The sequence below is a fragment of the Advenella mimigardefordensis DPN7 genome (assembly GCF_000521505.1).
Lineage (GTDB): Bacteria > Pseudomonadota > Gammaproteobacteria > Burkholderiales > Burkholderiaceae_B > Advenella > Advenella mimigardefordensis.
This window is the reverse complement of the sequence record NZ_CP003915.1, coordinates 3,653,092-3,674,702: the sequence shown is the minus strand read 5'-3', so window position 1 is coordinate 3,674,702 and position 21,611 is coordinate 3,653,092. Positions and strand designations below refer to the sequence as shown.

Sequence of the window (21,611 nt, the reverse complement as noted above, 5' to 3'; positions counted from 1 at the left end):
ATGGCGTTCCAGCAATAGCCATAGCAGTTCACTTGACGTTAATCCAGATCCTGAGCATGACAAGCCTCAGGACCGGGATCCGTTGCCGAATCAGTCGTAGCGGATTTTTCCCGGGATATGCGTGAGCACTTCGTCGGCCTGGAGCTTCAGCGTTTCAATCGTGGCGGTGAGCCAGCCCACGGCGAACCAGGCAGCGGGATGGGTTTGTGTATGGGCGCTGAAGAACGTAAGGGCGGTAGACATATCGTTCAGATGGCCGAATACTTCCTGTGCTGCGGCCAGCTTTTTCACATAGCCGGTCAGGTTGCAATTGGGGCGCAAACCTTCGTATACATTCAGGGCGTAACGCATGCGTTTGATGCGCTTGCGCAGGTCGTGATAGGCCTCAATGTCGGATTTATCTTCGGTTTTCCAGTGACGAACGATTTGCCGGTTCCATTTGTTCAGGCGTTGTTCCAGCAATCTGCGCAGTACAGGACGTGCTTGCGGCAGCGGTGTCAGAGGAATAATAATCGGTTCAATCTGTGCAGGGGCACTGCCTGTGGCTGACGTCAACGCTGCTGCAGTTTGTTCGGAAGCAGACGCAGTGGCGGCCGCAGTCTCATCCGACGCTTTGGGCGTCACATCGGTCTGTGGCTCGTCGTCTGCTACATCCAGCGGCGCTTGGTCAGTGTTATCTGATACGGCGGGCACAGGATCGTTGGTGGGCGTGAGTACCGTCCACTCCAGCAATCGCAACAGCCATTGTTGATATGTCGGGTCTTTCGCGATATCGTGCGGTGTGGCACCTTCTGCATGAGTGCCAAACTGCATGGCCGGCATGCCGGCATCGGTCAGCACAGGCACGACAGTTGCAAGCATAACCTCAAGATCACGGGTGGCGCCAAAGCGGCCTAAATGCACTCGCAGCTCATCGCGCACGTCCTGCGCTGGCAGCCAGGCCAGGCCGGTAAACAGTTTCCAGTTACTGGTGAGCCGGCGCATACCAATGCGCAATTGGTGCACATGCTCGGGGCGGCCCACTGAAACAACGCCCAGCGTATCAATTTCGGCCAGGGCGCCGGTGTTGGCACAAATTTGTTCCAGGCATTCGGTGGTGACCGAGATCAGTGCCTGCGTGGCACTGTCCTGCTTGTCGATTTCGTAGGCACGTGCCTTGCGGGGCGCCCAGAAACGCAGCACCTCGTCGTTACGTACGACATTTTTTGCGCCGGCTGATTCGGTGAGCCTGATATTGGCTGCAGATTGCGCCAGCGCATCACCGCGTTGCGACTTGCTGCGCAAATCCAGAATCAGCTTATATTGAGACAGCCATTTTTTGCCGATCTCGAAAATGGCCTCGGCGGAACCAGAAACCAGTTCAAATTCCACTTCGGATATGGGTAGTTCCAGCTCGGCGGCGCGAATGACGCCGGTATCGTAGGCAATTTCTATGGTGCCTTTGCGCGTGCGCTGACGCCGAAACACACGGGTAACGTTCGTTTCGTAACGAAGTTCCAGTGGCTTGGCCAGTTTGAGCAGGGCGGCTTCGGCCGGTGTGCCTGCGTACAAACTTAAATCCAGCACAGGGCTGGGGCGGTTGTGGTTCAGTTCAAGTTTGGTCAGCGCATTGCTGCCCGGCATTTTCAGGGTTTGAACCCAGTTTTCACCTTCCAGGCGCAGCCTGATGGCGATTTTTGATTTGGCCAGTTCGCGATCTGCTGTATCAAAATACATGGCGCGCAGCGAAATGGTTTCGCATTTTGCCTTCTTAAGCGCCTTTTCTACTTGCGCAGCTGCGGACGCAGGCACGTGTAGCTTAAGTTCCTGTTCAGACATGGTCATTATTAATATGGTGATACTGTTTTGGGTGATGGGGATTTATCAGGCGCATATTACCATCCCCAACCTGTTTATTTGATGACATGTCATAAATAAGAAATACATTGCTGCCTTTCCGTAAGACCGATGATTGCGGCTCCGTATCGATTTGACGCATCAGGCAGGTTTGCAAAATGAGCCCAAACGGGCGTTGTGCAAGCGCTACAGCGGCTGGGCGCGCATGTGAAATGGCTTGTCCTGGTGCCGGGAGTCCGGTTTGTGCATCCCGTTTAATATGCAAAGAGATGCATGATATTAGGGCTGGCGCGATCAAACCTGTATAAGTTGTATAAGCAGACTGGCACCTCATGATTGGGGCGCCGGGGTGGCATTAAAAAACGCGTCGCGCGCTGTCGTTGCCGCCAGAGTTCTGCCGGTAAGCCAATGGTCAAGCGTTTGTTGTTGCCCGGCGCTGAAGGCGAGACCCAGCCGGGTGCGGCGCCACAGAATATCGTGGGTGCTTTGCGCCCATTCGCGATTGATCAGCCAGCGTGCTTCGGCTTCATACAGGCCGTGCCCGAAATGCATGCCCAGGTCGGACACGGCATCGGCATCGCCGAGAATATCGGTGGTCATGGAGCCATAGGCAGCGATCAGGCGGGCCAGCAAGGTGCTATCCAGCCAGGGATAGCGCGTTTGCAGCTGTTCCGTATAGCGTTGCGGGTCCAGATCGGGTAGTTGGCCGCCCGGCAGCGGCGCGGTAGCGGTCCAGGCCGGTCCCTGCTGCAGAAACGGCTGGAGTTTTTCCAGCGCATGCTCGGCCAGCTTGCGATAGGTGGTGATCTTGCCGCCAAAAATCGAGAGCATGGCCGGCTCGCCGTTTTTACCGCCACTCACATCAAAAACATAATCGCGGGTGACGGCGGCTGCCTTGCCTTCTGCATCATCATAGAGTGGCCGCACCCCAGACCAGCTGGCGACGATGGCGTCGCGCTGCACCGGCTGGCGCAGGTACCGATTGACCACGGACAGCAGGTAGTCGGTTTCTTCTTCGGAAATCTGTGCGTGGCGTGCGTCGCCATTGAAATCCACATCGGTGGTGCCGATCATGGAATAGTTATCGCGATGCGGGGTGATAAAGACGATACGCTTGTCATCGTTTTGCAAAATATAGGCATGGTCGCCTTCATAAAGCTTGCGGGTGACCAGGTGACTGCCTTTGATCAGGCGCAGATGACTGCGTGGCTGGGCATCCGGGTCATGCAGTGTTTTGAGGACCGTGTCTACCCAGGGCCCTGCGGCGTTAACGAGCACTTTGGCACTCACCTGCGAGCGGCGACCAGTTGCATCCTGCAGGGAAACTTGCCAGCGACCATTCTGAATACGCGCGCCGGTGCAGGCAGTGCGCGTGAGAATGTGCGCGCCGCGCGCCTGTGCATCCATGGCGTTGAGCACGACCAGTCTGGAGTCATCAACCTGGCAATCGGAATAAATAAAACCCTGTTTGATACGCTCGCTCATGGGCTGGGCAAAAGGCGAACCATCGTCCAGGCGAATGTGCCGGGATCCCGGCAGGCGCGCCGAGCGTTTGGCCAGATGATCGTAGAGAAACAGGCCGGCGCGAATCATCCAGACCGGACGCAGGGTGTGATCATGGGGGAGCACGAAACGCAAGGGGCGCACAATATGCGGCGCGATATTCAATAACACTTCGCGTTCGGCCAGCGCTTCGCGTACCAGACGGAATTCGTACTGCTCCAGATAGCGCAGGCCGCCATGAATCAGTTTACTGCTGGCCGATGAAGTGGCGCTGGCCAGATCATCCTGCTCACAAAGCAATACAGACAGGCCTCGTCCCGCTGCATCACGCGCGATACCGGCTCCGTTGATCCCGCCACCGATGACCAAAAGATCGACCTGGTGGCTTGACTGTTGGTTTTGCTGAATCGCTGTCGCATTCATCCGGACTGCTCCAAAGAAAAAATAGTGCCTGTTGATACCGGGCGGTGTCACTAAAAAACTATTTTACTCGATTGCTATTACCGGTTGTATGCGTCCGAAATGATCGGGACTACTCCTGTGAGGCGAGCGCTGCCTGCTTCAGATCGGCCAGCAGCGCATACAGCTGCTTCTGATTGCCCTTGGGCATACCTTTGAGCATGTCCTGAAGCCAGGCTTCGTGGGCTGAGGCCATCTGGTCAAATTGCCGGCGGCCTTTGGCGCTGAGTCGCAAAAAGGTACTGCGGCGGTCTTCGCTGCTCACCTTGCGCAGGATCAGGCCTTCTTTTTCCAGCTGATTGGCAATGGTGGTGACGTTGCCATTGCTGACCATCAGTCTTGCAGACAAGTCTCCCATACGCATGCCTTGCGGCTCTTTGGCCAGTTGCGCCATCAGGTCAAAGCGCGGCAGGGTGCAATCGAACTGCACACGAAGATAGTTGCGGATGCGGTTTTCGATCAGGCTGGTGCAGGTAAGCAGACGCAGCCACAGACGCAATTCGGAATGATCAATGGTGGCGGCGCGGGTTTCCAGATCGTGTTGCATAACTGCTCCTGCAGAATAAACGTAAATAAAACGACATGGCCGTTCATGTGGGACCGGGCAGATTGTAAACCCTGTCCGGTTTTCTTGGGGTTTCTGCCTGGGGTGTGCACCTCATTGTTGCAGCGGCTTCATGCAGGGGATGATGGCGCTTCTGCACCTGTGGTACTTATTGCATCCTGCACGCAGCCGCTTCTTACACTCAACGTTATTACACTCAGCACTTATTACACTCAGCACTTATTACACTCAGTATTCGTGCCTGCTGAAGGTAATTGGCATGACTGCCGTTACACCTAATTAAAAAAAGTTTGTAGTGCATTATAAATTAGTTTAAACTTAAAATAAATTACAATTGTAAAAGAGACAAAACCGCTGTGCTGCAGGCCCCCGTCTGTACTGAATCGCTACCATAGTAACGGTTCGACGGGCGATGGTCACAGGCTGTGTTCAAAGGATCTGTCATGAATATTGTATGTATTGGTGGTGGCCCCGCAGGTTTGTATGCCGGGCTGCTGTTAAAGAAACGCAATCCCCAGGACCGGGTCGTGGTGATTGAGCGCAACCGTCCCTTTGATACCTTTGGCTGGGGGGTCGTATTTTCAGACGCAACGCTGGAAAACCTGAAGAAGGCCGATTTGCCTACTGCGGAACAAATCATCCGCCAGTTCAACCACTGGGATGATATTGATATTCATATCGGCCAAACCACCATCCGCAGCGGCGGCCATGGCTTTATCGGCATCGGGCGAAAGAAAATGCTCAATATCCTGCAGCAGCGTTGCCTGGATCTTGGCGTGGAACTGGTATTTGAAACCGTCGTCGAAGACGATCAGGCTCTGGCTGTGGACTATGATGCCGATCTGGTCATCGCTTCGGACGGCATCAATAGCCGGATCAGGACACGCTACGCCGATACATTCAGGCCCGACATCGACACACGGCGCTGCCGTTTTGTCTGGCTGGGTACACAAAAAACGTTCGATGCGTTTACCTTTGCCTTTGTTAATACAGAACATGGCTGGTTTCAGGCGCACGCCTATCAATATGAAGAAGGCATGTCCACCTTCATTGTTGAAACCCGTGATGAAACTTGGCGTGCAGCGGGTATCGACAGCATGTCGCAAGAGGATGGTATTGCCTATTGCGAGAAACTGTTCGCGCCCTGGCTGGACGGCCATAAGCTGTTGTCGAACGCGAAGCATCTGCGCGGTTCAGCCATCTGGATCCAGTTTCCACGCGTCATCTGTGGACAGTGGGTGCATAAGCAAACGCTGCCTAACGGTAAAACGGTACCTGTGGTGCTAATGGGCGATGCGGCGCATACCGCGCATTTTTCCATCGGCTCGGGCACCAAACTGGCGCTGGAAGATGCCATAGAACTGGCCGGCAGTTTTCAAACCTGCAGCGATATCGACGCTGCACTCACGCATTACGAAGCGCTGCGCAGCGTTGAAGTACTGAAAATCCAGAATGCAGCACGCAACTCGACGGAATGGTTTGAGAATGTCAAACGCTATAGCAAACTGGCGCCGGAACAATTTGCCTATTCGCTGCTCACACGTTCTCAGCGTATTTCACATGAAAACCTGAGGCTGCGCGATTCGCAGTGGATGCATCATTTTGAACGCTGGTTCAGTGTGCAGGGCACGCCGGCGAGCCAGCCCGACACGGTAACGGCAATGGCAGCAGACAGCGATATCGCTGCGATTCCACCGATGTGGACCCCGTTCAGTCTGCGCTCTGTGGTACTGAAAAACCGAATCGTGGTTTCTCCCATGGCCATGTATTCCTGCACCGATGGCGTACCGGGCGATTTTCACTTTCAGCATTTGCTGGCGCGTGCATTGGGCGGTGCCGGACTGGTGATGGTTGAGATGACCTGCGTCTCACCGCAGGCGCGCATCACACCGTATTGCCCTGGTTTGTGGAACCAGACTCAAATGCAGGCCTGGCAACATATTGTGCAGGCGGTTCACACGCAGTCGGATGCGAAAATCGGTATTCAACTGGGGCATGCCGGTCGCAAGGGCTCGACCAAAGCCGCGTGGGACGGTATTGATATGCCGCTGGAATCGGGCAACTGGCCACTGGTGTCGGCCTCGCCTTTGCCTTATTTGCCGGATGTATCGCAAACGCCGACAGCGCTGGACCCTAGCGGCATGCAGCAAATCACAGATGAGTTTGTGCAGGCCACTAAGCGTGCCGCCCAGGCAGGGTTTGATGTGCTGGAGTTGCACTGCGCACATGGCTATTTGCTCTCATGCTTTATTTCCCCATTAACCAATCAGCGCAGCGATGCCTACGGCGGCGTACTGGAAAACCGCCTGCGGTTTCCTCTTGAAGTCTTTGCTGCCATGCGTGCGGTGTGGCCCGAAGACCGGCCGCTGAATGTACGTATCTCGGCCAGCGACTGGGTGGAAGGGGGGATTACCCCGGATGACGCTGTGCTTATCGCCCGTGCCTTCAAGGCTGCGGGGGCCGATCTGATTGATTGCTCATCGGGCCAGGTCAGTCCCGATCAAAAGCCGGTCTATGGACGCATGTATCAAACGCCATTTGCAGACGAAATCCGCAATCAGGAGGGCATCGCGACCATGGCAGTCGGCGCCATCACGGAAGCGGATCAGGTCAACAGTATTATTGCCTCGGGTCGTGCCGATTTATGCGCCATTGGCCGTCCGCATCTGGCCAACCCGGCCTGGACATTAAGCGAAACCGCCAAAATCGGCTATACGCAAGTGAACTGGCCGCGACAGTACAGCGCCGGCAAGCGGCAAATCGAGACGCTGTTCGAACGGGCCCAATCAATGCAGAACGGATAAATCATGACAACGCAGACTGCTACACCATCTTTGGACAATCGTCACGTGCTCATCACCGGTGCCAGCCAGGGGATCGGGCTGGAAGTGGCCCGCCTGGCGCTGGATGCCGACGCCCGGGTAACGCTGCTGGCTCGTAACGGCGAGCGCCTGGCAGCAGCGGTGGCCGGGCTGGCTACGGGTTCCGGGCAAGTGCATACGGTACAGGCCGATATCACAGATGAAAAGGCAATAGGCAGTGCCTTTGACGCAGCGCGGGCGCATTTTGGGCCGATCAGTATTCTGGTCAACAATGCCGGGCAGGCGCAAAGTGAACGTTTCGATCGCATGGATACCGAATTCTGGAACCGGATGCTGCAGGTGAATCTGACCGGCACGTATCAATGCATCGCCGCGGCACTGCCCGATATGCTGGCGCAGGGCTGGGGGCGGATTGTAAATGTAGCCAGCGTTGCCGGACTCAAGGGCTACGGTTATGTGACCGCCTATTGTGCCGCCAAGCATGGCGTGGTGGGCCTGACCCGTGCCCTTGCCCTGGAGCTGGCAGGAAAAAATATCACCGTTAATGCCGTGTGCCCGGGTTATACCGAAACGCCGCTGCTTGACGGGGCTGTCGCCAATATGATGGCTAAAACCGGCATGACGGCTGACAAGGCAAGGGCGGCGTTAGCCAGCAATAACCCGCAGGGACGGCTGGTGCAGCCGGAGGAAGTAGCGCATGCCGTGCTGTGGCTGTGTTTGCCGCAATCGGGCAGTATTAACGGGCAGGCCGTGCCGGTAGACGGCGGCGAGAAAATGGCCGGATGACGGCGTAACCGGTCCATTTTCCAGAGCAGGAAAACAGGAGATATTCGATGACGATCACAAATGACATCAACCCCATGCAGGATCAGCACAAGCCACTGGCTGGCTATCGGGCCACGCATTTTAGCTGGCAGGTGAGCGAAGATCACAAGGTGGCCACCATTACGCTGAACCGGCCGGAAAGGAAAAACCCGCTCACTTTTGAGTCTTATGCAGAATTGCGCGATCTGTTTCGCGCCCTGTCCTACGCCAGCGATATCAAGGTGGTGGTGGTGACCGGCGCCGGTGGCAATTTCTGTTCCGGTGGCGACGTGCACGAGATTATCGGGCCGCTTACCCATATGACCATGCCCCAGTTGCTTGCGTTTACCCAGATGACCGGAGACCTGGTCAAGGCCATGCGTAGTTGTCCTCAGCCAATCGTTGCGGCTGTCGCGGGGGTATGTGCCGGTGCCGGCGCCATTCTGGCCATGGCGTCCGATATCCGACTGGGTACGGCAGAGAGCAAAACCGCCTTTCTGTTTACCCGCGTCGGCCTGGCGGGGGCAGATATGGGCGCGTGCGCCATTTTGCCGCGCATTATCGGTCAGGGCCGCGCCAGCGAATTGCTGTATACCGGCAGGTCCATGTCTGGTCAGGAAGGCCACCAGTGGGGTTTCTATAACCAGCTGCATGAGTCAGATCAGGTGCTCGCGGCTGCGCACACCATGGCGGCGCAGATCGCAGCCGGCCCCACTTTTGCCAATGGCATGACCAAACACTGCCTCCATCACGAATGGAATATGGGGGTGGATGATGCGATTGATGCAGAAGCGCATGCGCAGGCCATTTGCATGCAGACCCGGGACTTTCACCGAGCCTATCATGCCTTCGTGGCAAAAAGCCGACCGATATTCGAGGGAGACTGAGCATGTCTGATCACGAATTTCTGGATTGGCCATTTTTCACAGAACAGCACCGTCATCTTGCGGTTGAGCTGGACCGCTGGGCACAGGAACATCTGCGCAATTTGCCAGCAGGCGATACCGATGACATTTGTCGCGAACTGGTGCGAAGAATGGGGGAGGGCGGCTGGCTACGCTACGCCGTGCCGGCAGGCCCCAAGGGAAGCTGGGGTGGTGCGCTGGAGCAGATTGATTCACGCATTATCTGCCTGATTCGTGAAACCTTTGCACGCTATCACGGCCTGGCCGATTTCGCCTTCGCCATGCAGGGCCTGGGCAGCGGCGCCATTGTGCTGGGCGGATCCGACGCGCAGAAACAATTCTATCTGCCGCGTGTGGCACGTGGTGAACTGATTGCCGCCTTTGCCCTGTCCGAGCCCGATGCCGGTTCCGACGTGGCCGCCATGTCGTGCAAGGCCACGCCACATGGCGCCGACTACGTGCTGGATGGCGTCAAAAGCTGGATCTCCAACGGCGGTATCGCCGATTTTTACTGTGTTTTTGCGCGCACGGAGTTTCAGCCAGGAGCACGTGGTATCAGCGCCTTTATCGTGGACAGCACAGCGCAGGGGCTGGATGCGTCTGAGCGGATTGAGGTCATGGCGCCCCATCCAATGGCCGTACTCAAATTCAAGGAGTGTCGTCTGCCTGCCGAAGCCTTGCTGGGAACCAAAGGCGAGGGCTTCAAGCTGGCGATGCAGGTGCTGGATATCTTTCGGGCCTCGGTCGCGGCGGCGGCCAATGGATTCGCGGCCAGGGCGCTGGACGAAGCACTGGCGCGCAGCAAAACCCGTCAGATGTTCGGCGGCGTGCTGGCCGACCTGCAATTGACACAGGCAGCGCTGGGCGATATGGCAACTGCGCTGGATGCCAGCCGTTTGCTGACCTATCGTGCGGCCTGGCGACGCGACGTGTATCAGGCCAGAACCACCAAAGAGGCCGCCATGGCCAAGATGTTTGCAACCGAACAGGCGCAGCAGGTGATTGACCGGGCCGTGCAGCTGTTTGGCGGGCAGGGCGTCGTGGCCGGCGAAGCTGTGGAAGAACTGTACCGAAACATTCGCGCCCTGCGTATCTACGAAGGGGCGACCGAAGTACAGAAGCTGATTATTGCACGTGAATTACTGCGGGACTGAACCGACACGGAAGCAAAGACTTCCTGGCTCAGCCGCAACAACGGGTGAGCCAACAACCCAGGAGACAACCCATGACAGCACAGACAGGATTGCAAGACCGCTTTGTCATAGAGCATTTGCCCGATAGCCGGCAGCAGCCGCTGTACCTGTTCGACTTGCCGCAACTGCGCTATCCGGAAAAGCTCAACAGCGCGGTGGAACTGGTCGATCGTCATGTACAGCAAGGGCGTGGCCAGAATATTGCGCTACGCTGGCTGCAGGACGGTGTGCAGCAACAAATGAGCTATCAGGCACTGGCGCAATGGACGAATCAACTGGCGCGCGTGCTCATTGACGATCTGGGACTGGTGCCCGGCAATCGCCTGTTGCTGCGTGGCCCCAATAATGTGGGCATGGCCGGCGCGCTGCTGGCGTGCCTGAAGGCCGGCATTATCGCCGTACCGACCATGCCACTGCTGCGTGCCCGGGAACTGGGCACGATTCTTCAGCTCTCGCAGGCGCAGGCAGCGCTTTGCGATGAACGCCTGCTGGACGAACTGGCGCACTGTCGTAATCCCGACAACCCGAACTACTGCCCGACCCTGAAGCAGATCATGACATTTGGTATTGCCGGCCCCGATGCGTCCCATACCCCAGACAGCATGCAGGCACGGGCCGACAGTAAAAGCGCTGCCCCATACGATGCACAGACGCAGCGCGACGACCCCTGCATCATCGCCTTTACCAGTGGGACTACCGGCAAACCCAAGGGGTGTATTCATTTTCATCGCGATGTGCTTGCCATGTGCGATACCTTTTCCAGCGAGGTACTGCAAACCCGGGAAACCGATATTGCCTGCGGCACGCCGCCGCTGGCATTTACTTTCGGGCTGGGTGGGTTGCTGTGCTTTCCCCTGCGTGCCGGCGGCTCGACTCTGCTGGTAGAAAAGCTGATCCCTGAATCCTTTTTGCAGATTATTCAGGATCACAAGGTGACCATGACCTTCACGGCGCCCACTTTCTATCGCAAGATGGCCGCGCTGACCGATGGCTATGCGCTGGATTCCCTGCGCGTCTGCGTTTCGGCCGGCGAGGCGCTGCCCGATGACACGCGCCAGATATGGAAGAACGCCAGTGGCATCAATATGACAGATGGCATTGGGGGGACGGAGATGATGCATGTGTATATTTCCAGTACCGGCACCGACATCCGGGATGGAGCCATCGGACGGGTGGTGCCCGGTTACCAGGCCCGGGTGGTGGATGCGGATATGAACGAGGTGCCGCCCGGCACGCTGGGCCGCCTGGCGGTGCGTGGTCCTACCGGCTGTCGCTATCTGGATGATGAGCGCCAGTCCCGTTATGTGCAACAGCAGTGGAACCTGCCCGGCGACGCCTTTGTGATGGATGCCGACGGCTACTTTTACTATCGCGCCCGCGACGATGACATGATCGTTTCGGCTGGCTACAACATTGCCGGTCCGGAAGTCGAAAGCGTGCTCATGACTCACGCGGCGGTGAACGATTGCGGGGTGGTTGGCCGCAGCGACCCTGAGCGCGGTGCGATCGTCAAGGCTTATATCGTGCTGAACGAGGGTTTTACAGCCGGCCCCGAACTGGTCGCCGCCCTGCAGGATTATGTGAAACAGGAAGCGGCCCCCTATAAGTACCCACGTGAAATTGAGTTTATTGAGCAGCTGCCGCGCACCGAAACCGGCAAGCTGCAGCGCTTTGTCCTGAGAAAAATGACTGAAATCCGGTGATGGGGTCGGTAAAGGAATCGATAACAGGAATGGCCAATCAAGGAATGGCTAATCAAGGAATGGCTAATCAAGGAATGGGAACTGAAAACATGGAAATATTGCAACCGTCAGACTGGACCAAACCCCGCGGCTACGCCAACGGCACCATGATCACCGTTGAAGCCGGCAGCCGCCTGCTGTTCGTGGGCGGCCAGATTGGCTGGAATGGTCAGCAGCAGTTTGAGTCAGACGACCTGGGCGAACAGGTGCGCCAGACTCTGGAGAATATTGTCGCCATTCTCCGGGAAGGGGGCGCCGCACCGTCCGATATTGTCCGCATGAATTGGTACGTGACCGACAAGCGCGAATACGTGGCCGCCTATCCGGCGATTGGCGAGCATTATCGCAATCTTATCGGTCGGCATTTCCCGTCTATGACGGCAGTGCAGGTGGCCGCGCTGGTAGAAGACCGGGCCAAGGTGGAAATCGAGGTCACCGCCGTGGTGCGGGGCACGCAACAATCCTCGGGCTGAATCGGGGTTTTGTCGCCTTTTACAGGGAGGCGGGGGTAAAATAACGCTTTTGCTCATTGTTGGTGCGTTGCGCCAGCCAGTCTTTCCGGATTCAAGCACGATCATGACTTCTGCCGCCCCTGTTTCTCTGGTGCCCGACTGCACCATCTCTCCCGTCTCTGAAATTGTTGAAGAGCTCAAGGCGGGGCGTATTGTTATCCTGGTCGACGAAGAAGATCGTGAAAACGAAGGTGATCTGGTCATGGCAGCAGATTTTGTCACGCCCGACGCCATCAACTTCATGGTCACCCACGCCCGTGGCCTGGTCTGTCTCACGCTTACCGAGGAGCGTTGCCGTCAGTTGGAGCTGCCGCTGATGGCCTCGCGCAACGGCACTTCATTTGGTACCAACTTTACCGTCTCCATCGAAGCCGCCGAAGGCGTCACTACCGGTATTTCCGCTGCCGACCGGGCCCGCACCATCCAGGCGGCCGTTGCCAAAAACGCCAAGCCGCAGGATCTGGTGAATCCGGGGCACATTTTCCCGGTCCAGGCCGTGTCTGGCGGGGTGCTGATCCGTGCCGGGCACACCGAAGCGGGCTGTGACCTGACCGCCATGGCCGGGCTCACGCCAGCGGCGGTCATCTGCGAAATTCTCAAACCCGATGGCAGCATGGCCCGCCTGCCCGATCTGGTCACTTTCGCCCGCGAACATCATCTGAAAATCGGCACCATCGCCGATCTGATCCAGTATCGCAGCGAAAACGAATCCATGATCCGCCGCCTGGGCAGCAAGACCCTGAAAACGCCTTTCGGGCAGTTCGAAGCGGTCTCCTACCAGGACAGCATGTCGGGCGCCGGGCACATTGCGCTGGTGCATGGCAACATTCATCCCGAGCAGGAAACGCTGGTGCGCGTGCATGAACCGGTATCCGTACTGGATCTGCTGGACCTCGAACGCAATGCCCACAGCTGGGGCGTTGCACAGGCGCTGGAAGTCATTTCCGCCAGCCCGGCCGGCGTTCTGGTCATGCTCAACTGCCAGGGCTCGCAAAAGGGTTTGATCGAGGCGCTGGAGAAATGGGGAGAAACCGAGAGCACCGCGCGCAAGGACGATCGCTACGATTTGCGCACGTACGGAATCGGCGCGCAAATATTACGTGAATTGAACGTCGGAAAGATGCGCCTGCTTGCACTTCCACGTAAAATGCCAAGCATGACCGGTTATGCACTGACCGTGACAGGTTACGAAACCTCTACTGACCCCCGCTGACTTTAAAGGAATGGCTATGAAACCCTATACACTCGCCCCTGATCTGAATGGCGAAGGCCTGCATATCGGTATCGTGTGCGCACGATTCAACGAGGAAATTGGTTTTGCCGAACTCGAAGCCTGCCTGGCCGAACTCGGCGAGCTGGGTGTCGACGAACGCGACATCATGGTTGTGACTGTGCCCGGCGCACTCGAAGTGGGCCTCACACTGGCACAAATGGCTGAAACCTACGAATTTGATGCGCTGATCGCCCTGGGGGCGGTTATTCGTGGTGAAACCTATCACTTCGAAATCGTCAGCAATGAAAGCGCTGCGGCCATTACCCGGGTGTCTCTGGATACCAATGTGCCGGTGGCCAATGGTATTCTTACCACTGAAGACGAAGAACAGGCCAAGGCCCGTGCCGAACAGAAAGGCAAGGATTGCGCCCAGGTTGCCGTGGAAATGGCCAATCTGTCGGCTGCACTGGTGCCCGAGTCGGAAGATGAAGATGATGACTTCGACGATCTCGATGACGATGATGACGACGAAGATGATGAAACTGAAGAAGTAGTTAATACCCCAAGGCGATAGGACAACGAGTGGCTCAGGATAATAAAACAATGCATCGCAGTGCGCGCCGTAGGGCGCGCGAATTCGCCCTACAAGGGATCTACGCCTGGCTGGTCAGTGGCGACACTGACCTGCGCGAGGCGGGTTCCATCGACGCGCACATTCAGGACAGCCCTGAATTTGAAAGCGCCGATCCGGTCTGGTTTAAAACGCTGTTGCATGGCGTTTTTGCCGATGCGCCGGCGCTGCGTGAAGCATTTCTGCCCTATATTGATCGCCCGCTGGACGAACTCTCGCCCATCGAGCACGGTATTCTGCTGATAGGCAGTTACGAACTCATTCACCATGTCGATGTCCCGTACAAAGTGGCCATTAATGAAGCGGTGGAGCTGGCCAAGGAGTTTGGCGGCACCGATGGCTTCAAGTTTGTTAATGGCGTACTGGACAAACTGGCAGCACGCGTGCGTTCGCTTGAAGTTAATGCCGGCCGCTGATTCCGGTAGGCCAACCGGGCCGTTCGGGCCTGCGCCTGGCATTGCTGGCGCTTCTGGCATTCCAGGCGCCCCAGGCATCCCAGGTATTCCTCGGGCGCATTAGCCCGCTGCATTAGTCCACTGCATTAGCGAAGCATTACTCGCACAAGAGAAGAGCAGCACGATGTCCGGCGAATTTGATCTGATCCGTCAATATTTTACCCGTCCCGCAGCGTCTGTTGACATTGCGGTGGGGGACGATTGCGCCATTTTCACGCCAACGGCGGGCACTTCCCTGGCCGTCAGCAAAGATCTGCTGCTGGAAGAGCGGCATTTTTTTTCTGACGTTGATCCCGAATCGCTGGGGCACAAATCGCTGGCCGTGAACCTGTCCGATCTGGCCGCCATGGGGGCGACGCCGCGCGGCTGCCTGCTGGGCATTGCGCTACCAGGTTACGATGCCGATTGGCTGGAGGCCTTTTCCCGGGGCTTTAACCGGCTTGCTGATAAATACCAATGCCCGCTGATCGGTGGTGATACCACCCGCAGCGAGCATGATATCGGCATCAGCGTTACCGTGCTGGGTGAAGTCACCCAACCCTTTCTGACCCGCGGCCGGGCCCAGCCCGGTGACGACATCTGGGTCTCGGGCACCCTGGGCGCTGCCGACTGGGCGCTGAATCTGCTGCTGCGCCAGAAGGCGGGCGAAGTCCTGAATGAGCAGGAAATACAGACGCTGCAGGCCACCCGGCGCGCCCTGGAATGGCCTGAGCCGCAGGTGCGCCTGGGGCTTGCACTCAGGCCGCTGGCGCATGCCGTCATCGACCTTTCCGACGGTCTGGTACAAGACTTGAAACATATTTTGCATGCCAGCGGCGTCGCTGCTATATTGTATGAATCTTTAATGCCTGTTAATCTTAGCCTGCCAGACGACGACCCGCAGCAATTGCGTCAGTCCGTGTTGGGTGGGGGCGACGTCTACGAGTTGTGTTTTACCGCGCCGCAAACCGCCAGGGCGGCACTGCAAGCCATTTCTGCCAGCCTGTCGGTAACACTGACGCGGATTGGTCGTGTTCACGCTGGGCAGGGCTTGCGGGTACTTGATGCCGCGCAACAGGATATTTCCGCGCTTCCAGTAGGTTTCGACCATTTCCGGCCGGCTCGTCGGCGTAAGCCGTAACACACACGTAATTGCATGATAGAAGACATTCAAACGCAAAAGATACCTGGTGCCACAGGCGCCCAAACTAACGTGAAAACGCAATGGCCTACTTTCGGCTGGATCCGGGCTAATGTCCATCGATTCTTCGCCTTCGGGCTTGGCTCCGGACTGATCAGGCCGGGTCCCGGAACCTGGGGCACCGTGCTGGCCTGGGTATTGTGGTGGCCGCTCAGTTTTGTGCTGGGCACCGATTTTTACATGGCTCTGTTCATTCTGGCCAGCTTTGCCTATGGCGTCTATTGCTGCCATCGCGTGGCTCAGGAAATGCAGGTGGATGATCATGGCGGCATTGTCTGGGACGAAATGGTCGCCTTCTGGGCCGTCCTGCTGCTGGTTGCGCCCATGAATCTGGGCTGGCAACTGGTGGCCTTTATCCTGTTCCGTTTTTTCGATATCGTCAAACCACCACCCATCGGCTACTTTGACCGTACGCTCAAAAATGGGTTCGGTGTCATGTGGGACGACGTGGTGGCAGCGGCCTATACGCTGTTCATCATGGCGATCGCCACCAGAATGTTGGGGTAAGTATGTCAGAGTTGTTGAGTGATCAGTGGCAGGTGGCTGCCCAGCTGGGAGAAGTGCTCAAAAAGAAAAGCTGGCTGCTGGGCACGGCTGAATCCTGCACCGGCGGCTTGCTGGCTGGCGCCATCACCGGCGTCCCCGGATCCAGCCAATGGTTTGACCGGGGCTTCGTGACCTATACCAATGAAGCCAAGATGGATATGCTGAGCGTCAACCAAAGCGCCCTGGATAAATTTGGCGCCGTCAGCGAAGAAGTGGCCATTGAAATGGCCGAAGGCGTGCTGAATAATGCACCGCTGTCTACCTGCGCGGTCAGCACCACCGGCATCGCTGGCCCCGATGGCGGCACCGCGCACAAACCGGTAGGGCTGGTGTGCTTCGCCGTCTCCTACCGCAAGGCCAACGGCATCGTCACCCTGCCATTTTCACAGCATTTTGTCGGGGACCGGCACCAGGTGCGTACCCAGGCGGTAATCTATGCCATGGAAATTACGCGGCGTATTGTTGAGGAAAATTGAACGGGTTTGGGTGAAGGGCAGGCTTTGCCTGATTCGGTTTTTGCTGTGTCGTGTCGTTCATCATACAGTCCAATGCTAAGTTACTCGGGCACGGCCTCACGAGTATTTCCAGCAGGAGAAGCTGGTGCCAGTTGATTTTCCTGGATACCATCGTGATAATTGCTATTAATGCAGCCAAAAGCGTGTATCAATATGGCATCTATCACCATTCGACATATTCCAGATGACGTTCATCGTGAATTACGCCTTCGTGCCGCTCAACATGGGCATGGCATACAGGCTGAGATTCTTTGTATTCTTGAACAGGCAATCAGGCCGCAGGGGCGCCTTCAACTCGGTACATTAATGACGGCTATTGCTCAGGATGCGGGCGGATTGACTGATGCCGAGGTGGCGTGTGTTGATCAGCTTCGGGATAAGCCTGCCGCGTGATTCTGCAGACAATGATGATGGCTATAGTGTCGCCATCCAAGATACATTATTTGTGATGTAAGAAAGGCTGCCCCTTATCGTTTTGTGGCAGCCTTATTCAGATGTGATTTCAGATTCCGCGCGCTTGATTAATCTGATCCCGGGTTTCCCGGGCAACCCGAGCCGCTTCTTCCTGCCAATTCTCGTCAGAACTGGCATACAGAATGGCCCGCGACGAATTAATCATCATGCCCGTACCGGCACCATTGCGGCCGGCAGCCACCGTTGCTTCAATATCCCCACCCTGAGCACCAATGCCCGGCACCAGCAGCGGCATGGCATCGCCTACGCGTTCGCGAACCTTGCTTAACTCTTCAGGAAAGGTTGCGCCCACCACCAGGCCGCACTGCCCATGCGTATTCCATTTTTCCGCGACCAGGCTGGCCACATGCAGATAAAGGGGTTCGCCGCAGGAGGACTCAACAAACTGCAGATCAGAGCCGCCGGGGTTGGAAGTGCGGCACAGAATAATAATGCCTCGGTCTTTCCAGGCCAGGTACGGTTCGATGGAGTCGAATCCCATATAGGGGCTGACCGTTACCGCATCAGCCTTATAGCGTTCGTATGCCTCGCGGGCATAATGTTCAGCCGTTGTACCAATATCACCGCGCTTGGCATCCAGCACAATGGGCAGATGCGGATAGGTCTTATGGATATAGGCGCACAGCTGAGACAACTGTTCTTCGGCACCCTGAGAGGCAAAATAGGCAATTTGCGGCTTGAACCCGCAGGCGTAGGGCGCCGATGCGTCCACAATGCCTTTGCAGAACTCGAATGTGGATTCGCGGTTCTGTTTCATGCTCACCGGTAGTCTTTCGGGGTCCGGGTCTAAGCCGACCATGAGCAGGGAGTTCTGGCTTTGCCAGGCGGATTCCAGTTTTTTTATAAATGTCATGAATAATTAATGTGAAAACAGACGGACAAACAGCAAACCAAACCAGACCAGGCCCGCAAAAGTGATCACCATCATGACCGCCGCACTGGCAATATCCTTGGTCTGGCCAATCAGCGGGTGCGTTTCTGCGCTGACCGTATCGGCCAGCACCTCGATGGCCGAATTGATCAGCTCTACCGTCAGGACGCTGACCAATACACCAAGCAATACGATGATCTCTGCAAAATTGCGTCCCAGCAGAAAGGCAAAGGGCGTGAGCGTGATGCAGACTATCAGTTCCTGACGGAAGGCTTCTTCGCTGGAAAAGGCTGCACGAAAGCCCTGTGCCGAATACACAGTCGACTGAATAAATCGCAGTACGCCTCGATTTTTGCGGATGTGCGGATGGCTAGGTCGGTTCATGAACGACATTGTAGTTCACAAAACGCTACGGCTTGATTAAACGGCGCTGTGCGGGCTCATTCAGACGCGTCTGCAAGAACCGAGATATGACCCGCGCTGGTGTATTCGATTATATTGACGTCTTCTACAACAGCAACCGCCGCTACACCATCTGGGCGGCAAAAGGCGCGTCAGGCGGGTAAGCGTCTTAAATCCCTGGGTAGTCCATTCGGTGGATGATAGAACGACACAATCTTTTTCTACAGATAAAAAGGACTCAGGGCGAGCTACTCCTGCAATTTACCAATCCCTCAATCCTCAATCCACTCTTTTCACATCACTCACTGACAACCGACTCCATTTTGGACGCCTTCGTCGCTTCCTGTCCGACCAGAGCGGCAACCAGTGCGGCGTTTATATAACCAGCTGAGGCTCCGACCACGGTGCTGAACATTATTGCAAGCAATGCATTATTGAACGACACCGATAGCAGGTGTTCCGCCGCAAACAATCCCGTCGTGGTGGCAAAGGCAAAGATGCTGGCGTATCCGTAGATGATTGCCGGAGTCACGCTGAATAGGGCAATTGTTCCCATTCTTGTAAGAATCGCTATGATGATACCGATACACACCGGTCCCCAGAGTCGCTGACCCCATTCGCTGTCGAAGGGATTGTTCAAAAGGACAATTGCTGATATCCATGCCGCTGTTGCGCCGAGCGCCATATGCCTGATGGTCGTGATAAACGCAAGATTGCGGTTGGCCCCGCCATTCATATGAAAGAAACAGGCCCATGTGATGAACACGGCCCACGGTGGAATAAAAGTGAAGAATCCAAGCACATAAAGAACGATGGTTGTCAGTGCAAATGCGCTGAATGTTGCTGCATTGAGTTGAGTCATGACTATCCTTTCATCAGTGATACATAAAATCCGGTTTTAGCCGCTCTTCACCAGCTAACTGTTGAGTCGCTGCCGGGCGGTATCAGGTCTCGCCTTTACTAAGCATCTCGGCATATTGTTCCGGGGTGATCGTGCCACCCAAAATATCGGCGATCTGCTTGTCCCGGGCTGGCAGGGCTTCCTGCAGGCCCTCTATCCGTTTCCAGTGCGGCAGTGCAACAGGCACGTTTTCCTGTGGCACGTGCTTTGCGCTGGCGACGCGCTTGTACCGGTGGATGTATCGTGCACAGTTAACGAACATTTCCACAATATCCACAAATACCACTATCTCTGCGCCTTGGAACATCTTGAGCGACTCTTCATCACGATGAATTGAGGCGTTGCCATGTATGCGAATGCGATGTGGAATGTCGAAGTTGATCAGCAACATGCCGACCTGATTGTTGATGGAGATATTCCCCATGGAGAGGAACATCCCGTTTCCGTCAAAACTCGGGAACGCCAGGGTTTTACTGTCGATGATTTTGAGGAACCCAGGATTTCCCCCTTTGTATGAACAAGTGGGATAACCACGATGGTCGATGGTTGTCAGGAAAAACATCTCGCGGCTCTCGATAAAACCACGATGTTCTTCGCCAATTTCAGTGCAAACGATATTGTCGTTCACGGCATCCGCGAGCTTCACCGTATCAAAATCCTGTTGTAACGCCCGGTGCTGTTTGCCATAGAGCTGTTGCATGAAACCTCCTTTTCTCATATGTCTGTTTAATGGAATTTTTATTTAATAGCTTGTATAACCCGTGTGGGCTCTTCCGGAAACAGTGTTTGAAGGAAACCGACTTGATTGTGAATTCCAACCAGACGTCAGGCCTGCAACCGCACCTTCAGAATCCCTATACAGGCGCTTCGAATCAGTAGCACATTACCGGTATGTTGTGTATTATTGGTTCCACGCTGTCCTGTCTGGATGGTTAGCAGAGAAAAATATACCGCAGCCACCTTATGGAAACTTTTTCCGGTTGGCTGTATTTTTTGACTGAAAAGGTGATATGCCATGGAATATCCTGATAGGCATTCAGCGACGATATTTTCTTCGAATCTGCTGGCGAATTTTGAACGGCTGGGTGGGCAGCGGTTTTGTACTGAAGCGCTACCGACCAGTCAGCGGTTGGAATGGCTCAAGGAAGTGATTGGTCGGGAGTACGCCAATGTTGATGTAGGAACACCCGATCAGATGTATCTGTATAACGATATGTTGATTTACTTCTGGTCACAGGGAATGCGCTTGTCTCCCATACGGTCCAATGCCATTACGATCGAAAGGCTGCCAAAAGAACCAGAGCATATTTCCCAGGATTGTTATTTCGGCGTATTGTTGACCAGGGGGCAGTACAAGCTTGAGCAGGGCGGTCGGGAAGTGTTTCTCAAACCAGGTGAAATGACGATATACGATGCTACTGAGCCACATCGTGTTACTACTCCCGGGCCATTCTCCAAGATTTTAATTTCTATTCCCCGTTCTTTGCTTGACGAACGCATTGCCAATATCAGCAGGCTGACGGCAACCAGGCTATCCACTGTGCATGGAGCGGGAGCTATTACTGCCTCGATGATTTCATCTACCGTCAATCAATTAGAACAACTGGATCAAGCCTCTTTTCAGGCACTATCAGAACCGGTGTTGGAGCTGTTTACCTTATCGTTACAGCAAGTTGTGGGAAAAACAAAGCAAATGTCCCACCATCGGAGCCAGGCATTAATACGGGTTAAACAGTTTATTGCCCGTAATCTGACGGATACGGATCTGAAAGCTGAGGTCATTGCCTCTGCCATGGGTTTATCGGTTCGTTACATCAATAATTTATTTAATGAAGAAGACACCTCATTGATGCGTTATCTCACGCAGCAGCGACTGGCGCGCAGCCGTCATTATCTAGCCAGCTCGTTATACAGTCATTTGAGCATTACTGAGGTAGCGATGCAAAGTGGTTTCAGCAATATGTCCCATTTCAGCCGAGTATTCCATCTGACTTATGGAATGTCCCCCCGCGCCTATCGCTATCACTACCCAAACGATCATGGAGTGTAAAGCAGGTCAGGCGCGATAGATCACATCGGGTG

The 21,611-nt window shown here is 55.7% G+C and carries 22 protein-coding genes; 15 read left to right on the top strand and 7 right to left on the bottom strand.

The features are described from left to right. Positions 1–90: 90 nt before the first annotated feature. From MIM_RS16970 to MIM_RS16960, 3 genes are all read right to left on the bottom strand, one after another. A complete protein-coding gene (locus MIM_RS16970) occupies positions 91–1,818 on the bottom strand; it encodes a CYTH and CHAD domain-containing protein (protein WP_025373956.1) in 1,728 nt (575 codons plus the stop codon). Positions 1,819–2,166: 348 nt separating this feature from the next. Next, entirely contained in the window at positions 2,167–3,762 is a 1,596-nt protein-coding gene (gene glpD, locus MIM_RS16965; protein WP_025373955.1) for a glycerol-3-phosphate dehydrogenase, read from the bottom strand. Positions 3,763–3,871: 109 nt separating this feature from the next. Then, entirely contained in the window at positions 3,872–4,345 is a 474-nt protein-coding gene (locus MIM_RS16960; RefSeq protein WP_025373954.1) for a MarR family winged helix-turn-helix transcriptional regulator, read from the bottom strand. A gap of 461 nt (positions 4,346–4,806) precedes the next feature. On the opposite strand from MIM_RS16960, the gene MIM_RS16955 reads away from it, so the two are divergent. The 13 genes from MIM_RS16955 to MIM_RS23715 all read left to right on the top strand — a co-directional run bounded on the left by MIM_RS16955 (position 4,807) and on the right by MIM_RS23715 (position 17,274). After that, positions 4,807–7,167 (top strand): bifunctional salicylyl-CoA 5-hydroxylase/oxidoreductase, encoded by a 2,361-nt coding sequence (locus MIM_RS16955; protein ID WP_025373953.1) that lies wholly within the window; start codon positions 4,807–4,809, stop codon positions 7,165–7,167. A 3-nt stretch (positions 7,168–7,170) separates the two neighbouring features. Then, positions 7,171–7,971 (top strand): SDR family NAD(P)-dependent oxidoreductase, encoded by an 801-nt coding sequence (locus MIM_RS16950; protein WP_025373952.1) that lies wholly within the window; start codon positions 7,171–7,173, stop codon positions 7,969–7,971. A gap of 47 nt (positions 7,972–8,018) precedes the next feature. Beyond that, complete coding sequence (locus tag MIM_RS16945; RefSeq protein WP_025373951.1) at positions 8,019–8,876, top strand: enoyl-CoA hydratase family protein; 858 nt, start codon at positions 8,019–8,021, stop codon at positions 8,874–8,876. A 2-nt stretch (positions 8,877–8,878) separates the two neighbouring features. Beyond that, positions 8,879–10,048 (top strand): acyl-CoA dehydrogenase family protein, encoded by a 1,170-nt coding sequence (locus MIM_RS16940; RefSeq protein WP_025373950.1) that lies wholly within the window; start codon positions 8,879–8,881, stop codon positions 10,046–10,048. Between the two features lie 71 nt (positions 10,049–10,119). Next, on the top strand, positions 10,120–11,790 hold the full coding sequence (locus tag MIM_RS16935) for an AMP-binding protein (RefSeq protein WP_025373949.1): 1,671 nt from the start codon (positions 10,120–10,122) through the stop codon (positions 11,788–11,790). Positions 11,791–11,879: 89 nt separating this feature from the next. Continuing rightward, complete coding sequence (locus tag MIM_RS16930; RefSeq protein ID WP_025373948.1) at positions 11,880–12,302, top strand: RidA family protein; 423 nt, start codon at positions 11,880–11,882, stop codon at positions 12,300–12,302. 103 nt (positions 12,303–12,405) lie between these two features. Continuing rightward, complete coding sequence (ribBA, locus tag MIM_RS16925) at positions 12,406–13,554, top strand: bifunctional 3,4-dihydroxy-2-butanone-4-phosphate synthase/GTP cyclohydrolase II (RefSeq protein ID WP_025373947.1); 1,149 nt, start codon at positions 12,406–12,408, stop codon at positions 13,552–13,554. A 16-nt stretch (positions 13,555–13,570) separates the two neighbouring features. Beyond that, complete coding sequence (ribH, locus tag MIM_RS16920) at positions 13,571–14,128, top strand: 6,7-dimethyl-8-ribityllumazine synthase (RefSeq protein WP_025373946.1); 558 nt, start codon at positions 13,571–13,573, stop codon at positions 14,126–14,128. Positions 14,129–14,157: 29 nt separating this feature from the next. Continuing rightward, positions 14,158–14,601: a transcription antitermination factor NusB gene (gene nusB / locus MIM_RS16915; RefSeq protein WP_025373945.1), complete on the top strand. Its 444-nt coding sequence runs from the start codon at positions 14,158–14,160 to the stop codon at positions 14,599–14,601. 163 nt (positions 14,602–14,764) lie between these two features. Beyond that, positions 14,765–15,760, top strand: coding sequence for a thiamine-phosphate kinase (gene thiL, locus MIM_RS16910; RefSeq protein WP_025373944.1), 996 nt, complete (start codon positions 14,765–14,767; stop codon positions 15,758–15,760). A 15-nt stretch (positions 15,761–15,775) separates the two neighbouring features. Further along, positions 15,776–16,327: a phosphatidylglycerophosphatase A family protein gene (locus MIM_RS16905; RefSeq protein ID WP_025373943.1), complete on the top strand. Its 552-nt coding sequence runs from the start codon at positions 15,776–15,778 to the stop codon at positions 16,325–16,327. A 2-nt stretch (positions 16,328–16,329) separates the two neighbouring features. Then, positions 16,330–16,842: a CinA family protein gene (locus MIM_RS16900; protein ID WP_025373942.1), complete on the top strand. Its 513-nt coding sequence runs from the start codon at positions 16,330–16,332 to the stop codon at positions 16,840–16,842. 168 nt (positions 16,843–17,010) lie between these two features. Then, on the top strand, positions 17,011–17,274 hold the full coding sequence (locus MIM_RS23715) for a FitA-like ribbon-helix-helix domain-containing protein (protein WP_407638121.1): 264 nt from the start codon (positions 17,011–17,013) through the stop codon (positions 17,272–17,274). Between the two features lie 109 nt (positions 17,275–17,383). On the opposite strand, the gene pyrF is transcribed toward MIM_RS23715, so the two are convergent. Then, a complete protein-coding gene (gene pyrF, locus MIM_RS16890; protein ID WP_025373940.1) occupies positions 17,384–18,208 on the bottom strand; it encodes an orotidine-5'-phosphate decarboxylase in 825 nt (274 codons plus the stop codon). 6 nt (positions 18,209–18,214) lie between these two features. Continuing rightward, the gene (locus MIM_RS16885; RefSeq protein WP_025373939.1) at positions 18,215–18,610 is read right to left on the bottom strand and encodes a diacylglycerol kinase; all 396 of its coding nucleotides are present in this window, start codon (positions 18,608–18,610) and stop codon (positions 18,215–18,217) included. A gap of 32 nt (positions 18,611–18,642) precedes the next feature. On the opposite strand from MIM_RS16885, the gene MIM_RS23710 reads away from it, so the two are divergent. Then, the gene (locus MIM_RS23710; protein ID WP_144084672.1) at positions 18,643–18,792 is read left to right on the top strand and encodes a hypothetical protein; all 150 of its coding nucleotides are present in this window, start codon (positions 18,643–18,645) and stop codon (positions 18,790–18,792) included. A 134-nt stretch (positions 18,793–18,926) separates the two neighbouring features. On the opposite strand, the gene MIM_RS16880 is transcribed toward MIM_RS23710, so the two are convergent. Both MIM_RS16880 and MIM_RS16875 read right to left on the bottom strand, forming a co-directional pair. Beyond that, positions 18,927–19,490, bottom strand: a complete 564-nt coding sequence (locus MIM_RS16880) for a DUF1097 domain-containing protein (protein ID WP_025373938.1) — start codon at positions 19,488–19,490, stop codon at positions 18,927–18,929. An 82-nt stretch (positions 19,491–19,572) separates the two neighbouring features. Continuing rightward, positions 19,573–20,229, bottom strand: coding sequence for a pyridoxamine 5'-phosphate oxidase family protein (locus MIM_RS16875; protein ID WP_025373937.1), 657 nt, complete (start codon positions 20,227–20,229; stop codon positions 19,573–19,575). A 315-nt stretch (positions 20,230–20,544) separates the two neighbouring features. Here MIM_RS16875 and MIM_RS16865 point away from each other — a divergent pair, with 315 nt between their 5' ends. Next, positions 20,545–21,579 (top strand): helix-turn-helix domain-containing protein, encoded by a 1,035-nt coding sequence (locus MIM_RS16865; protein WP_025373935.1) that lies wholly within the window; start codon positions 20,545–20,547, stop codon positions 21,577–21,579. Positions 21,580–21,611 lie beyond the last annotated feature (32 nt).